Annotated in this window: 11 protein-coding genes; 10 read left to right on the forward strand and 1 reads right to left on the reverse strand. The window is 75.3% G+C overall.

Annotated elements, in window-relative coordinates; genetic code table 11:
* The first annotated feature begins 102 nt into the window (after window positions 1-102).
* From OG519_RS07015 to cobC, 10 genes are read left to right on the forward strand one after another with little or no spacing between them, the layout of a single operon-like run.
* Window positions 103-2,196 (forward strand): putative cobaltochelatase, encoded by a 2,094-nt coding sequence (locus OG519_RS07015; RefSeq protein WP_405580057.1) that lies wholly within the window; start codon window positions 103-105, stop codon window positions 2,194-2,196.
* Window positions 2,196-2,801 carry a cob(I)yrinic acid a,c-diamide adenosyltransferase gene (gene cobO, locus OG519_RS07020; RefSeq protein WP_405580059.1) on the forward strand — a complete coding sequence of 202 codons (606 nt, stop codon included), beginning with the start codon at window positions 2,196-2,198 and terminating at the stop codon, window positions 2,799-2,801. The genes OG519_RS07015 and cobO overlap by 1 nt, the downstream gene beginning before the upstream one ends.
* Window positions 2,798-4,183 carry a cobyrinate a,c-diamide synthase gene (locus OG519_RS07025; RefSeq protein WP_405592523.1) on the forward strand — a complete coding sequence of 462 codons (1,386 nt, stop codon included), beginning with the start codon at window positions 2,798-2,800 and terminating at the stop codon, window positions 4,181-4,183. Before cobO ends, OG519_RS07025 begins: the two co-directional genes overlap by 4 nt.
* The gene (gene cobI, locus OG519_RS07030) at window positions 4,176-4,934 is read left to right on the forward strand and encodes a precorrin-2 C(20)-methyltransferase (protein ID WP_405580062.1); all 759 of its coding nucleotides are present in this window, start codon (window positions 4,176-4,178) and stop codon (window positions 4,932-4,934) included. The genes OG519_RS07025 and cobI overlap by 8 nt, the downstream gene beginning before the upstream one ends.
* Window positions 4,931-5,731, forward strand: a complete 801-nt coding sequence (gene cobM, locus OG519_RS07035; RefSeq protein WP_405580064.1) for a precorrin-4 C(11)-methyltransferase — start codon at window positions 4,931-4,933, stop codon at window positions 5,729-5,731. Before cobI ends, cobM begins: the two co-directional genes overlap by 4 nt.
* Window positions 5,732-5,735: 4 nt before the next feature.
* Window positions 5,736-6,980 (forward strand): precorrin-6y C5,15-methyltransferase (decarboxylating) subunit CbiE, encoded by a 1,245-nt coding sequence (gene cbiE / locus OG519_RS07040; protein WP_405580066.1) that lies wholly within the window; start codon window positions 5,736-5,738, stop codon window positions 6,978-6,980.
* Complete coding sequence (cobJ, locus tag OG519_RS07045) at window positions 6,977-9,073, forward strand: precorrin-3B C(17)-methyltransferase (RefSeq protein WP_405580069.1); 2,097 nt, start codon at window positions 6,977-6,979, stop codon at window positions 9,071-9,073. Before cbiE ends, cobJ begins: the two co-directional genes overlap by 4 nt.
* Window positions 9,070-9,744 (forward strand): precorrin-8X methylmutase, encoded by a 675-nt coding sequence (locus OG519_RS07050; RefSeq protein WP_405580071.1) that lies wholly within the window; start codon window positions 9,070-9,072, stop codon window positions 9,742-9,744. Before cobJ ends, OG519_RS07050 begins: the two co-directional genes overlap by 4 nt.
* Entirely contained in the window at window positions 9,741-10,652 is a 912-nt protein-coding gene (locus OG519_RS07055; RefSeq protein WP_405580073.1) for a sirohydrochlorin chelatase, read from the forward strand. Before OG519_RS07050 ends, OG519_RS07055 begins: the two co-directional genes overlap by 4 nt.
* Window positions 10,636-11,709 carry an Rv2231c family pyridoxal phosphate-dependent protein CobC gene (gene cobC / locus OG519_RS07060; protein ID WP_405580075.1) on the forward strand — a complete coding sequence of 358 codons (1,074 nt, stop codon included), beginning with the start codon at window positions 10,636-10,638 and terminating at the stop codon, window positions 11,707-11,709. Before OG519_RS07055 ends, cobC begins: the two co-directional genes overlap by 17 nt.
* Here cobC and OG519_RS07065 read toward each other — a convergent pair.
* Window positions 11,684-14,746, reverse strand: a complete 3,063-nt coding sequence (locus tag OG519_RS07065) for an ABC transporter substrate-binding protein (protein WP_405580077.1) — start codon at window positions 14,744-14,746, stop codon at window positions 11,684-11,686. The two genes, cobC and OG519_RS07065, sit on opposite strands and share 26 nt — an antisense overlap.
* Window positions 14,747-14,801 lie beyond the last annotated feature (55 nt).

Here is a 14,801-nt window from a genome sequence, read left to right on the forward strand (position 1 = left end):
GCCGCCACGCATGAGTCACGGTCCCGTGCGCCGGGCGCCCGTCCGGGCGGAACCCCGGCCGGCTCCGTCCGCACCCCCTCCAGCCAGGAAAGAGGCCCGTTCGTGAGCACTCCGTATCCGTTCACCGCGCTGGTGGGGCAGGAGGAGCTAAGGCTCGCACTGCTGCTGAACGCGCTCTCCCCGGCGATCGGCGGTGTGCTGGTGCGCGGCGAGAAGGGCACCGCCAAGTCCACCGCCGTACGGGCGCTGACCTCGCTGCTGCCCGCGGTGGCGGTCCTTCCGGGCTGCCGCTTCTCCTGCGACCCGGCGGCCCCCGACCCGGGCTGCCCGGACGGGCCGCACGACCCCGCCGCCCAGGGCACCGAACGGCCGGCCCGGATGGTGGAGTTGCCCGTCGGCGCCTCCGAGGACCGGCTGGTGGGCGCGCTCGACATCGAACGGGCGCTCGCCGAAGGCGTCAAGGCGTTCGAGCCCGGCCTGCTCGCGGCGGCGCACCGCGGCATCCTGTACGTGGACGAAGTGAACCTGCTTCACGACCACTTGGTGGACCTGCTGCTCGACGCCGCCGCGATGGGCGCGAGTTACGTCGAGCGGGAGGGTGTCTCGGTCCGCCATGCCGCCCGCTTTCTGCTGGTCGGCACGATGAACCCCGAAGAGGGCGAGCTGCGGCCGCAGTTGCTCGACCGGTTCGGTCTGACCGTCGAGGTCGCGGCGTCCCGGGAGACCGACGAGCGGGTGAAGGTGGTGCGCCGCAGGCTGGCGTACGACGCCGATCCGGCGGGTTTCGCCGCGCGGTGGGCGGCCGACGAGGACGGGGTACGCCAACGCGTCGTGGCCGCGCGGGCGCTGCTGCCCGAGGTGCGGCTCGGTGACGGAGCGCTGCGGCAGATCGCCGCGACCTGCGCCGCCTTCGAGGTGGACGGGATGCGCGCCGACATCGTGATGGCCCGGACCGCGACGGCGCTGGCCGCGTGGGCGGGCCGCACGGTGGTGCTGGCGGAGGACGTACGGCAGGCGGCGCTGCTGGCGCTGCCGCACCGGCGGCGGCGCAACCCCTTCGACGCGCCGGGCCTGGACGAGGAGAAGCTGGACGAGGCGCTGGAGCGGGAGGCGGGCGCAGGGGAACCTGATCCGGACGACGACCCCGAGCCGGACGGCGGCCCGGACGGCCCGGGCTGTGGCACGCCGCCGCCGGACGGGCCGGGGACGGACCCCCGGGACAGCGGCGGGGCTGACACGCCGGCCGACCGGTCGGACACCGAGCAGTCGGACCCCGGGCAGTCGGACCCCGGGCAGCAGGAGCAGCCGGCCGGCGCCCCGGCGGGCGACGGCGGCACCCGGCCCGGCGCCGCAGAGGGGGCGGCGGCCACCCGGCCGCCCGAAGCGCCGGCCGAACCGTACAAGACCAGGCCGCTGACCGTGCCGGGCCTCGGCGAGGGCGCGGCGGGACGCAGGTCGCGGGCCAGGACCGCGCACGGCAGGACCACCGGGGCGCGCCGTCCGCGAGGAGCGCTGACCAAGCTGCATCTGGCCGCCACGGTCCAGGCGGCGGCCCCGCACCAGCGGGCGCGCGGCCGGGCCGGGACCGGTCTCGTGGTGCGCAAGGACGACCTGCGGCAGGCCGTGCGGGAGGGCCGCGAGGGCAATCTGGTGCTCTTCGTGGTGGACGCGTCCGGCTCGATGGCGGCCCGGCAGCGGATGGGCGCGGTCAAGGGCGCGGTGCTGTCGCTGCTGCTCGACGCGTATCAGCGGCGGGACAAGGTGGGGCTGATCACTTTTCGGGGCTCCGGCGCCGAGTTGGCGCTGCCGCCGACCTCGTCGGTGGACACCGGCGCGGCCCGGCTGGAGAAGCTGCCGACCGGCGGCCGCACCCCGCTGGCCGCGGGCTTGCTGAAGGCGCACGAAGTGCTGCGGATCGAGCGGCTGCGGGACGCCTCGCGCCGGCCGCTGCTGGTGGTGGTCACCGACGGCCGGGCGACCGGCGGCCCCGAGCCGGTGGCGCTCGCGGCGCGGGCGGCCCGGCTGCTGGCCGCGGCGGGGACCGCCGCGGTGGTGGTGGACTGCGAGTCCGGTCCGGTCCGGCTGGGGCTGGCGGGCGCGCTCGCCGGGGAACTCGGCGGGATCGCGGTGACGCTCGGCGAATTGCGCGCGGACGCGGTGTCCGCGCTGGTCAAGGATGTACGGAGGGCCGCCTGATGCCGCAGGGACAGCCGACATCGGTGCCCGACGACGGTCTGACGACCCGTCAGCGGCGCAATCGGCCGCTGACGATCGTCCACACCGGCGTCGGCAAGGGCAAGTCGACGGCGGCGTTCGGCCTGGCGCTGCGGGCCTGGAACCAGGGCTGGCCGATCGGGGTGTTCCAGTTCGTCAAGTCCGCCAAGTGGCGGGTCGGCGAGGAGCGGGCGCTGCGGGTGCTCGGCGCCTCCGGTGAGGGCGGAACGGTCGCCTGGCACAAGATGGGCGAGGGCTGGTCGTGGGTCCAGCGCACCGTGGCGCAGGAGGTCAGCAGCGAGGAGGCGGCCCGCGAGGGGTGGGCGCAGGTCAAGCGCGATCTGGCCGCCGAGACGTATCAGCTCTACGTCCTGGACGAGTTCGCCTACCCGATGCACTGGGGGTGGGTGGACACCGCCGAGGTGGTGGCGGTGCTGCGGGACCGGCCGGGCAGCCAGCATGTGGTGATCACCGGCCGCAACGCGCCCGCCGCGCTGGTGGAGGCGGCCGATCTGGTCACCGACATGTCCAAGGTCAAACACCCCATGGACGCGGGCCAGAAGGGGCAGAAGGGCATCGAGTGGTGATCTCCGTCCCCCGCCTGGTCATCGCCGCGCCGTCCTCGGGCAGCGGCAAGACCACCGTCGCGACCGGCCTGATGGCGGCCTTCGCCGGGCGCGGCCTCGCGGTGTCCCCGCACAAGGTCGGCCCCGACTACATCGATCCCGGCTACCACGCCCTGGCCACCGGGCGCCCCGGCCGCAACCTCGACCCCTATCTGTGCGGGACCGAACAGATCGCCCCGCTGTTCCTGCATGGCGCCGCCGGCTGCGAACTCGCCGTGGTGGAAGGCGTGATGGGCCTCTTCGACGGTGCCTCGGGCGAGGGCGAGCTGGCCTCCACCGCCCAGGTGGCCAAGCTGCTGCGCGCCCCGGTGGTGCTGGTGGTGGACGCCTCCTCCCAGGCCCGTTCGGTGGCCGCCCTGGTGCACGGCTTCGCGTCCTGGGACCCGTTGGTCCGGCTCGGCGGCGTCGTCCTCAACAAGGTGGGCTCGCCCCGGCACGAGGAGGTCCTCCGCGCCGCCCTGGACGAGGCGGGCGTGCCGGTCCTGGGCGCACTGCACCGCGCCGGCATCCTCCATGTCCCCTCCCGCCACCTCGGCCTGGTCCCGGCGGCCGAACGCGCGGCCCAGGCACGGGAATGGGTCGCCGCCGCCGCGGCCGGTGTCCGCGAGGGCTGCGATCTGGAGGCGCTGCTGGCGCTCGCCAGGACCGCCCCGGCGCTGGACGACGCCCCCTGGCAGCCGCCGCGACCACCAGGTGAGCCGGGTACGCGGCACCGCCACGCACGGCCGGTGATCGCCGTGGCCGGCGGCGCCGCCTTCACCTTCGGCTACGCCGAGCAGAGCGAACTGCTCACCGCCGCGGGCGCGCAGGTCGTCCCCTTCGATCCGCTGGCCGACGAGTCGCTGCCGGAACGCACCGCCGCGGTCGTCCTCGGCGGCGGCTTTCCCGAACTCCACGCGGCGGAGCTGAGCGCCAACGCCCGGCTGCGCGCGGAGATCGCCGCCTTCCGCGGCCCCGTCGCCGCCGAGTGCGCCGGGCTGCTCTACTTGGGCCGGGAGGTGGACGGCGTCCCCATGTGCGGAGTGCTGGACACGACGGCCACCATGACCGACCGCCTCACCCTGGGCTATCGGGAGGCGGTCGCGCTGGGCGACAGTCCGCTCGCCGCGGCCGGCACCCGGCTGCGCGGCCACGAGTTCCACCGCACCCGGGTCGAGCCGGCCGCGGGCCCGAGCCCGGCTTGGGGGTTCACGCGTCCCGAACGCCGTACCGAGGGGTTCGCGGCGCGGAACGTGCATGCCTCGTATCTGCATGTGCACTGGGCCGGCGAGCCTTCGCTGGCCCGGCGTTTCGTCGAGGGTGCGTCGAAGGACGCGTCGAAAGGTGCGTCGCGTGATGAGTGACGATGAAGCCAGGCCGCTGCGGCTGACCGGGGTCGGGGTCGGCCCCGGCGACCCCGAACTGGTGACGGTGAAGGGCGTCAACGCGCTGCGGGCCGCGGGCGCCGTGGTCGTCCCCGTGATGGACACCGGCGAACTGGGCCGCGCGGAGGCGACCGTACGGCACTATGTGCCGGCGTCCCGCGTCGTCCGGGTGGTGTTCGCGCTCAACGAGCGGACCGACCGGTCCCGTCGTGCGACGGCCTGGGACGCGGCGGGCGCGCGGGTCGCCGAACTGCTGGCCGAGCACGGCTCGGTGGCCTTTGCCACCATCGGCGACCCCAATGTGTACTCGACCTTCACCTACCTGGCCCACACGGTGGCCGGACTGCTCGGCGCGGCGGGCGAGTTGACGGTCGAGACGGTGCCCGGCATCACCGCGATGCAGGACCTGGCGGCCCGCAGCGGCGCCGTACTGGCCGAGGGCACCGAGCCGTTGACGCTGGTACCGGTGACGGCCGGGGCCGCGGTGCTGAAGGACGCGCTGGAGGGTCCTGGCACGGTGGTGGCGTACAAGTTCGGCCGGCTGGCGGCGGAGGTCGCCGCGGCGCTGCGGGCGACCGGGCGGATCGAGGGCGCGGTGTGGGGCAGTTCGCTGGGGCTGCCGGAGGAGTCGATCCGGCCGGCGGCCGAGCTGCCGGACGGGCCGCTGCCGTATCTGTCGACGCTGATCGCGCCGGCGCGGCGGGACGGCGGGAGGGGTGGAAAGCTGTGAGCGGCAAGGTGACGATCGTGGGCGCGGGGCCCGGCGCGGCGGATCTGCTGACCTTCCGGGCGGCGGCGGCGATCGCGGCGGCGGACGTGGTGATCTGGGCGGCGAGCCTGGTGCAGGCCGAGGTGCTGGAGCACGCCAGGCCGGACGCGGAGATCCTGGACTCGGCGGGGATGTCGCTCGAAGAGGTCGTCGCGGTCTACCGGCGGGCGCTGCGCGAGGACTTGAGGGTGGCGCGGATCCACTCGGGTGATCCGGCGCTGTGGGGCGGTACGCAGGAGCAGGTCGACCGCTGCGCGGAGCTGGGCATCGAGGTGGAGATCGTGCCGGGGGTGTCGTCGTTCTCGGCGGTCGCGGCGCTGGCCGGGCGGGAGCTGACGATTCCGGAGGTCGCCCAGTCGGTGATCCTGACCCGGCTGGGCGGCGGCAAGACGCCGATGCCGCCGGGCGAGGAGGTCAGGGAGTTCGCCCGGCACGGTACGACGATGGCGCTGTTCCTGTCGGCGGCCAGGTCAGGACAGCTCGCCGCGGAGCTGCTCGAAGGCGGCTACCCGGCCGATACGCCGGTGATCATCGCCCATCAGGTGACCTGGCCGGAGGAGCTGCTGCTGCGCTGCACCGTCGAGACGCTCGAGGAGACCGTCAAGGCGCACAAGTTGTGGAAGCACACGCTGTTCCTGGTGGGCCCGGCGCTGTCGGCGGCCGGCACCCGCTCGCACCTCTACCACCCCGGGCACTTCCACGGCTTCCGGCGGGCGGACCCGGCGGCCCGGCGGGAACTGCGCGGTTCCCGTGGGTGAGCGGATGATCACGGTCGTCGGGACCGGCACCGGCGGGCCGCCGCCGGCCGGCCCGGTCCGCCACGCGGCCCTGGTGGTGGGCGCGGCCCGGCATCTGGCCGCGGTCGAACCGCTTCCCGGGGCGCGGCAGATCGTGCTCGGGCCGCTGGCGCCCGCGCTGGACACGATCGAGCGGCATCTGAAGGAGGACGGCGGTCCCGTGGTGGTGCTGGCCTCCGGTGACCCGGGCTTCTTCGGGATCGTCCGGGCGCTGGGCGCGCGCTTCGGCGCGGCGGCGCTGGACGTGCGGCCGTCGTCGCCCTCGGTGGCGGTGGCCTTCGCCCGGCTGGGGCTCAGTTGGGACGACGCGGTGGTGGTGAGCGCCCACGGGCGCGAGCTGCGGACCGCGGTCAACGTGTGCCGGGCGCACCGCAAGGTGGCGGTGCTGACCGGGCCGGGCGCGGGACCCGCCGAGCTGGGCGCGGCGCTCGACCGGGCCGGAAGCGAGCGGGAGTTGGTGGTGGCCGCCGGGCTCGGCACCGACACCGAGGAGGTGGTCCGGGTCTCCCCAGCCGCCGCCGCCCGCCGTGACTGGCCGGCCGCGGTGTCCGTGGTGCTGTGCCTGGGCGCGGCGCGGGAGTTGGTGGCCGACCGGGCCCTTACGGTCGCGGGGCCCGGGCCGGTGCCCGCCGAATGGGCCCTGGACGAGGAGGAGTTCGCGCACCGCGACTCGATGGTCACCAAGGCCGAGGTGCGGGCGCTGGCTCTGGCCCGGCTCGGGCCGCGCACCGGTGAGCTGGTGTGGGACATCGGCGCCGGGTCGGGCTCGGTCAGTGTGGAGTGCGCGCGGTTCGGGGCGGCGGTGGTCGCTGTCGAGCGTGATCCGGCCGGCGCGGCCCGGGTGACGGCGAACGCCGCCGCGCACGGCGTGGAGGTCCAGGTGGTGGTGGGCGCGGCGCCGCGGGTGCTGGGCGAACTCCCTGATCCCGACGTGGTGTTCGTCGGTGGCGGTGGACGCGAGCTGGCCGGGATCGTGGCGGCGTGCGGGCGGCGGGCGCGGCGCCGCGTCGTGGTGACGCTGGCGGCGGTGGACCGCGTCGCGGAGGTCAGGTCCGCGCTGCGGTCGGCCGGTCTGGAGCCGGACGGTGTGCTGTTGCAGTCCTCCCGGCTGGCGCCGCTGCCCGGCGACGTGGTCCGGCTCGCGGCCGGCAATCCGGTGTTCGTTCTGTGGGGCACCCGCCCCGCGGTGGTGGAAGGAGCGGTCGCGTGATCGGGCTCATCTCGGCGACGGCGGCGGGGCGGCGGGGTTGTGCGCTGCTCGCCGCCGCCTGGCCGGACCGGACGCGGATCTACCAGGCGCCGGTCGGCGAGGCGCTGCCGGCCGCCTTCACCGAGTGCGACCAGCTCGTGGTCTTCCTGGCGACGGGCGCCGCGGTCCGGCTGCTCGCGCCGCTGCTGAGCGACAAGCGGACCGATCCGGCGGTCGTCACCGTGGACGAGGGCCGGCTGCACGCCGTCGCCCTCCTCGGCGGCCACGCGTCCGGCGCCAATGAGCTGGCGGCGGCGCTGACCCCGGTCCTCGGTACGGCGCCGGTCGTCACCACGGCCACCGACGCCGTCGGGCTCCCGGCGCTCGACCTCCTGCCGTATCCGGTCGAGGGCGCGCTGCCCGCGGTCACCCGCGCCCTCCTTGACGGCCGGCCGGTCCTCCTCCGGTCGGACGCGGTCTGGCCGCTGCCGCCGCTGCCGGTCACCCCGGAAGAGCCGCGGCGCGCGGCACGGTTCAGCGATGCGGGAGGGCCGGCGCCCACGGTGCTCCCGGCCCCCCACCCCGGCGACACCCCAGCAGACACCCCAGCAGACACCCCAGCCAACACCGCCGCCGACACCGCCGAAGAAAGCCGCGCGACGGCGGCCTACGACCCGGCTGCCGAGGTGCCCTCGCCCCCCGGGCTCCCGGCGACAGAACCCGCGCCGACCGACCCGAGCCCCACGCCGGACACCGGCGCTCCCTCCCCGGGGGAAAGCCGACCCCCGGCGGGCCACGACCCGGCAACCGGGACGCACCCCGGGGACTACCTCGTGTGGGTGACCGATCGGGTGGTGGACCACCCCGCGGACCGGCCGGCGGACGGTGCCCCGCACACCGTCTACGTACGGCCGCCGTCGCTGGTCGTCGGAGTCGGCGCCAGTCGCGGGGTGAGCGCGGCGGAGGTCGCCGAACTCATCGCGGGGACCCTGGCGGAAGCCGGGCTCGCGGCCGGGAGCGTCGCCGCGCTGGCGACCGTCGACGCCAAGGCCGGGGAGCCGGGGATCGTCCAGGCCGCCGCCGCGCTCAAGGTGCCGCTGCTCACCCACCCCGCCGACGCCCTCGCCCGGATCCCCGTGCCCAATCCGTCCGCCGCGCCGCTCGCCGCGGTCGGCACGCCCTCCGTGGCGGAGGCGGCGGCGCTGCTGAGCGCGCCGGGCGGTGAACTCGTCGCGCAGAAGCGGAAGTCGGCGATGGCGACGGCCGCCGTCGCCCGGCGGGTGCCGCGCGGCCGGCTCGCCGTGGTGGGGCTCGGTCCCGGGGCGAGGGACCTGCTGACGCCGAGGGCGGAGCGGGAGCTGCGGCGCGCTTCCGTGGTGGTCGGCCTGGACCAGTACGTGGACCAGATCCGGGACCTGCTCCGGCCGGGGACCACCGTGCTCGCGTCGGGCCTGGGCGCCGAGGAGGAGCGGGCCCGTACCGCTGTCGCGCGGGCGCGGGCCGGCCACGCGGTCGCCCTGATCGGCAGCGGGGACGCGGGGGTCTACGCGATGGCCTCGCCCGCGCTGGCGGAGGCGACCGCCGAGATCGACGTGGTGGGCGTCCCCGGGGTGACGGCCGCGCTGGCCGCCGCCGCGCTGCTGGGCGCGCCGCTCGGCCACGACCATGTGTCGATCAGCCTGTCGGACCTGCACACCCCGTGGGAGGTGATCGAACGGCGGGTGCGCGCCGCCGCCGAGTCCGACCTGGTCGTGACGTTCTACAACCCGCGCAGCCGCGGCCGGGACTGGCAGCTCCCCAAGGCCCTGTCCATCCTGGCCGACCACCGGCCGCCGGCCACCCCGGTGGGTGTGGTGCACGCGGCGTCCCGTACCGACGAGCGCGCCGAGGTCACCACGCTCGCCGCGCTCGACGTGACGACCGTCGACATGGTCACCGTCGTCACCGTGGGCAACACCGCGACCCGTACCGTCGCCGGCCGTATGGTCACCCCGCGCGGCTACCGCTGGCAGCGGCCGGGACCGGCATCGGAATCAGCAGCGGAATCGCCATCGCAACCAGCGTCGGCAGCACCGTCGGAACCAGCATCGGGATCAGGAGAAGACACACCGTGACCCGGACCGTCCACCCCATCGAGCAGGAGTCGTTCCGGATCCTGCGCTCCCGGCTCGACACCTCCGCGCTGCCACCGCTGCGCAGGGCGGTTCTCGAGCGGGTGATCCACGCCAGCGCCGATCTGGCGTACGCCACCGAACTCGTCGCGGATGAGGAGGAGTTGAGGGCCGCGCACACCGCGCTGCACCAGGGCGCCCCGGTCGTCGCGGATGTCGCGATGGTGGCCTCGGGCATCACCGCCCGCCGTTCGGTCTGCCGGCTGGCCGACGCGACGGCGGCCCCCGGGCTGACCCGCAGCGCGCACGCGATCCGGCTCGCCTTCGCGGAGGTCGGTCCCGGCGCGGTCTGGGTGATCGGCTGCGCGCCGACCGCGCTGGAGGAGCTGATCGCGCTGGACGTGGCTCCGGCGCTGGTGATCGGGATGCCGGTCGGCTTCGTGGGCGCCGCCGAGAGCAAGGCGCGGCTGCGCGCCTGCGGGCTGCCCGCGGTCAGCAACGTCTCGGAGAAGGGCGGCTCCGCGGTGGCCGCCGCCGCGCTCAACGCCCTGCTGTACACGCCGTATCCGTTGGGGGAACCGGTCGAAGCCCCCGAGCGGGCCGATGCCGCCGAGTCGGCCGATGCCCCCCAGTCGGCCGAATCCCCCGAGCACTCCGAGGAGAACCTCCAGTGAACCCCCGCGCCCTGCTTCTCGTCGGCCACGGCACCCGGGACGAGGCCGGCGCCGCGGCCTTCCGGTCCTTCGTCGCCCAACTCGGCGCCGCCCAGCCGGAGCTGGCGGTCGGCGGCGGCTTCATCGAGCTGTCGCCGCCGCCGCTCGCCGACACGGTGCGGGACATGGTGGCGGCGGGCGTACGGGACTTCGCCGCCGTTCCGCTGGTGCTGGTCTCGGCCGGGCACGCCAAGGGCGACATTCCGGCGGCGCTCGCCCGCGAGGAGGAACGGCACCCCGGCACGTCGTACGCGTACGGACGTCCGCTGGGGCCGCACCCGAACCTGCTGACGGTGCTGGAGCGCCGGGTGGACGAGGTACTGGGCGGGGCGGACCGGGCGGAGACCACGGTGCTGCTGGTGGGCCGCGGCTCCACCGACCCGGACGCCAACGCCGAGGTGGTCAAGGTGGCCAGGCTGCTGTGGGAGGGCCGGGGCTACGCGGGCGTGGAGACCGCGTTCGTGTCGCTGGCAGAGCCTTCGGTGCCGGCCGGTCTCGAGCGCTGCCGGCTGCTGGGCGCCCGCCGGATCGTGGTCCTGCCGTACTTCCTCTTCACCGGGGTGCTGCCGGACCGGGTCAGGGAGCAGGCCGCCGCCTGGGCGGCGGCGCACGACGGGGCCGATGTGCGGTGCGCGGAGGTGATCGGTCCCGAGCCGGAGCTGGCCGAACTCGTCATGGAGCGCTACCGGGAGACCGTCGGCGGCGATCTGCGGATGAACTGCGACACCTGCGTCTACCGGATCGCCCTGCCCGGCTTCGAGGACCGGGTGGGCCGGCCGCAGCAGCCGCACCACCACCCGGACGACCCGGCACACGAGCACGGGCACGGACACGGGCACGGGCACGGGTCTCATGCGCACTCCCACTGAGCCCGCCGCGCACGGCGGTTACGACCTCGGGCATCACGGAGACACCGAGGTCGGCGACGGCCTGGTCGATCTGGCCGTCAACGTCCGCACCGGAACGCCGCCTCGGTGGCTGGCCGAACGGATCGCCGCCTCGCTGACCGGACTTGCCGCCTACCCGGACGGCCGGGCCGCCCGGCACGCGGTCGCCGTACGGCACGGCAGGCCGGATGCGGAGGTGCTGCTGACCGCGGGCGCGGCCGAGGCTTTCGTGCTGCTCGCCCGGGCGCTGACGCCATGCCGGGCGGTGGTGGTGCATCCGCAGTTCACCGAGCCCGAGGCGGCGCTGCGGGCCGCGGGACACCCGGTCGAGCGGGTGCTGCTGGCCGCCTCCGACGGCTTTCTGCTGGACCCGGCGTTGGTTCCGCCGGACGCGGACCTGGTCGTGGTGGGCAATCCGACCAATCCGACGTCGGTACTCCATCCGGCGTCGCTGCTCCGGCGGTTGGCGCGTCCCGGCCGCACCCTGGTGGTGGACGAGGCGTTCATGGACGCGGTGCCGGGCGAACGAGAGGCGCTGGCGGACCGGCGGGACGTACCGGGGCTGGTGGTGCTGCGCAGCCTCACCAAGACCTGGGGGCTGGCCGGCCTGCGGATCGGTTACGTGCTCGCGGAACCGGCGTCGATCGCGGCGCTGGAGCGGGCCCAGCCGCTGTGGGCGGTGTCGACACCGGCGTTGGCGGCGGCCCGGGCGTGTATGGAGCCGGAGGCGCTGGCCGAGGCGGCGCGCGCGGCCGGTACGGTCGCCGCGGACCGGGCCCATCTCCTGGCCCGGCTGCGGGATTTCGACGGTCTTGAGGTCGCGGGCGACCGTCCGGCCGCGCCTTTCGTGCTGCTGCGGCTGCCCGGGGCGGCCCAGGTACGCCTGGACCTGCGGGCCTTGGGCTACGCGGTGCGCCGGGCGGACACCTTCCCCGGTCTCGGGCCCGACTGGCTGCGTGTCGCGGTCCGCGACCGCGCCACCACCGACGGCTTCGTCACCGCGCTGTCGGGCGCTACCGGACGAGGCCCAGCGCGGTGAGGTCGACCGCGCCGAGCACCTGCTGCTCGTAGACATTGGTGAGCCGGGAACTGCGGTAGACCAGGTGCCGGTCGTAGACCAGCGGCACCATCGTGGCCTCGGTCATCACCTTCTTGTCGATGGCCTTCCAGTCGGCGGCGGCCCGGGCCGGGTCGGTCTCGTTGTCCGCCTGTTCGATCGAGTTGTTGATGTCGGGATCGTCGAGTCCGGAGTAGTCGGTGGGGCTGTCCGGCTGGACGAGGGCACGCAGGAAGCCGCCGCCGGTCGGCCAGTCGCCGGACCAACTGGTCAGCAGCATGCCCCAGTTCTTGCTCTTCAGCTTGGCCGGGGACAGCAGCGCGTCGTAGAAGGCGGACGAGGCCACCGCGTCCACCGTGACCTTGATGCCGACATGGCCGAGGGCGGCGGCGATCGCCGTCATGGCCGCGGTGGACTGCGGGCTGTTCACCCCGGCCAGGGTGACGTCGAAGCCGTCGGGATCGCCGCAACCGGTCAGCTTCGCCTTCGCCTTGGCCGGGTCGGGCCGGCCCGCCGGGGTGGAGTAGGGAGCCGCGGCCGGGTCGTGGCCGTCGGTGGTGGGCGGCAGCATGGTGTTGGCGATGTCGCCGCCGCCGTACGCGCCGCCGTAGGCCGCCCGCACCGCCGAGCGGTCGACCGCGTACTGCACCGCCTGCCGGCACTGGTAGTCGTTGAACGGCGCGACCGAGGTCTGGAGGCTCAGGAACCGGGTGGCGCCGCTGTAGACCGGGTCGCTGTCGGCCTTGAGCGCGCTGTCGTCGAGGATCTTGGTCTCGGTGGCCTTGGTCAGGCCTGAGTTGTCGATGTCGAGGTCGGCGGTGCCGGTCAGCAGGGCCTGTTCCACCAGGTCCTGGCCGGCCAGGAAGCGCAGCTCGATCCGGTCCGGCAGCGCCGAGTGGACGGCGTCGGTGGACTGCTTCCAGAAGGGGTTGCGGACCAGCGTCACCGACGTGTCGGCGTCGTAGCCGGACACCTTGTAGGGGCCGCTGCCGACCGGACGCTTCTGGAAGTCCTTGCCGCCGCCGGTGTCGGCGGCGGGCGGGATCGGCGCGCCCATGGACAGGGCGAGCACGTTGCGGAAGTCGGCGAAGGGTTTGGCGAGCGTGAAGACGACGGTGTTCCGGTCGGGGGTGGCCACCGAGTGGAGGCCCATCTTGTCCGGGTCGCTGTCCTTGTACGGGCCCGGGTAGTGCTGGCCCTGGTCGAGGAGGTCCACGAAGTAGGTGGGTCCGTTGAAGACGGCGCGGTCGAAGGTGCGCTCGACGCCGTATTTGACGTCCTGGGAGGTGATCGGGGCGCCGTTGTCGAAGGTCAGGGCGGGCTTGAGGTGGAAGGTCCAGGTGAGGCCGTCGGGGCTGACCCGGCCGGTGTCGGTGGCGAGGTCGGGCACCAGCTCGTGGCCCGCGGGGCCGGGCACGGGCGCGTAGTCCACGAGTTTGCGCAGGTAGAGGCGTTGCAGATTCCACGACGTGGTGTCGTAGCTGGCGGCCGGGTCGAGCATGCCGATGGGCGGATAGGTGGCGACCAGACGGAGGGTGCCGCCGGTCGTGACAGAGGGGCGCACCACCCCGCCCTGGCCGCCGCCGTAGCCGCTGCCCTCCTTGCCGCCGTGCAGGCGGAGAGCGGCGTTGACGGCGCTCGGCCGCGCGGAGGGGGTGGCGGTGGGGGTGTGGCCGCCGGGTTTGCCGGCGTCGTGCCGGCTGTCGCCGCCGAAGGGGGCGTTGGCGACGGCCAGACCGATCCCGACGGCGAGGACCACGATCCCGGCGCCGGCCGCGAGCCAGAGACGCCGGGCGCGGCGGGGATCGGGCGGCGGTGGGGCGGCCCCGGCGACAGCGCCCGGCGGCCGGCTCGACGGGCCCGAGGGCGGCGGGTTGCCGGGCGCGTACCGCGGCGGCATCCGCGGCGGACTGGCGTAGGCGGGGTGCTCGGGGCGGGCGGACGTCGGCGGGGTGCCGGCCGGGGCGGGCGGCGGGGTGGCGTCACGGACGGCGGCGGGGGCGGGGGCGGGCGGGGCGGCGGCCGGGGCGCTCGGTATGCGGCGGTCCGGGGCCGGCGGCAGCACCGGCAGGGCGGCGCCGACCCCGTAGGTGGCCCGCGGGTCGGCCGGGCGCCGCGCGGTTCCTGACGGTGCGTCACAGACGGCGCCGGGGGCGGCGGCCGGCCCGCTGAGGGTGGCAGCGCTGTTCGCCTTCAGCCAGGCCCGCAGCCGGTCACGGTAGGCGGCGGCCGTCGGCGGGCGGTCCGCCGGTTCCTTGGCGAGGGCGGCGAGCACCAGGTCGTCCAGTTCCCTCGGCAGCCGCGGATCGCGGGACGAGGGTACGGGCGGCGGGGTGTGCACCTGCCGGTACATCAGGGTGAGGGCGTTGGCGTCGGTGAACGGCGGTCGCCCGGTGAGGAGTTCGGTCAGTACGCAGCCGACGCCGTAGACATCGCTGCGGGCGTCCACCTCGGCGCCGGTGATCTGCTCGGGCGACATATAGCTGGGGGTGCCGATGGCGGAGCCGGCCGCGGTCAGCCGGGGCTCGCTGTGCAGCACCCGGGCGATGCCGAAGTCGGCGACCTTGACGGCGCCTTCCTCGGTGATCAGGACGTTGGCGGGTTTGACGTCGCGGTGGATGGTGCCGTGGCTGTGCGCGTGGGCGAGCGCGTCCAGCATGTCGCAGGCGATCCGCACGGCCCGCTCGGGCGTCAACGGCTCCGGCCGGTCGAGGAGTTCGGCGAGCGTCGTGCCGGGCACGTGCTCCATCACCAGGAACGGGACGACCGAGCCGCCGTCGGTCGTCTCGTCCTGGTCGTAGACCGTGACGATGCCGGGGTGGTTCAGCGCGCCGGCCGCCTGCGCCTCGCGGGCGAAGCGGCGGCGCGCGTCGGGGTCCCCGGCCAGGTGGGCCAGCAGCGTCTTGACGGCGACGGTACGGCCCATCCGGGTGTCCCGAGCGCGGTACACCCGGGCCATCCCGCCGGAGCCGATCAGCTCGACGAGTTCGTACCGCCCGGCGAACACCCCGTCACCCATCGCCCCGCCCAACCCTCGTTCCCCCGCCGCCTACCTCTCCCCCACCCTAGCCCCG

It is taken from the genome of Streptomyces sp. NBC_01190 (genome assembly GCF_045039895.1).
In the GTDB taxonomy this organism is placed as follows: Bacteria; Actinomycetota; Actinomycetes; order Streptomycetales; family Streptomycetaceae; genus Actinacidiphila.

Bases quoted from the DNA above. Each gene is read 5' to 3' on its own strand.
- cobI (WP_405580062.1), top strand. From the start codon at position 4,176: ATGAGTGACGATGAAGCCAGGCCGCTGCGGCTGACCGGGGTCGGGGTC.
- cbiE (WP_405580066.1), top strand. From the start codon at position 5,736: ATGATCACGGTCGTCGGGACCGGCACCGGCGGGCCGCCGCCGGCCGGC.
- cobO (WP_405580059.1), top strand. From the start codon at position 2,196: ATGCCGCAGGGACAGCCGACATCGGTGCCCGACGACGGTCTGACGACC.
- cobC (WP_405580075.1), top strand. From the start codon at position 10,636: ATGCGCACTCCCACTGAGCCCGCCGCGCACGGCGGTTACGACCTCGGG.
- OG519_RS07065 (WP_405580077.1), bottom strand. From the start codon at position 14,746: ATGGGTGACGGGGTGTTCGCCGGGCGGTACGAACTCGTCGAGCTGATC.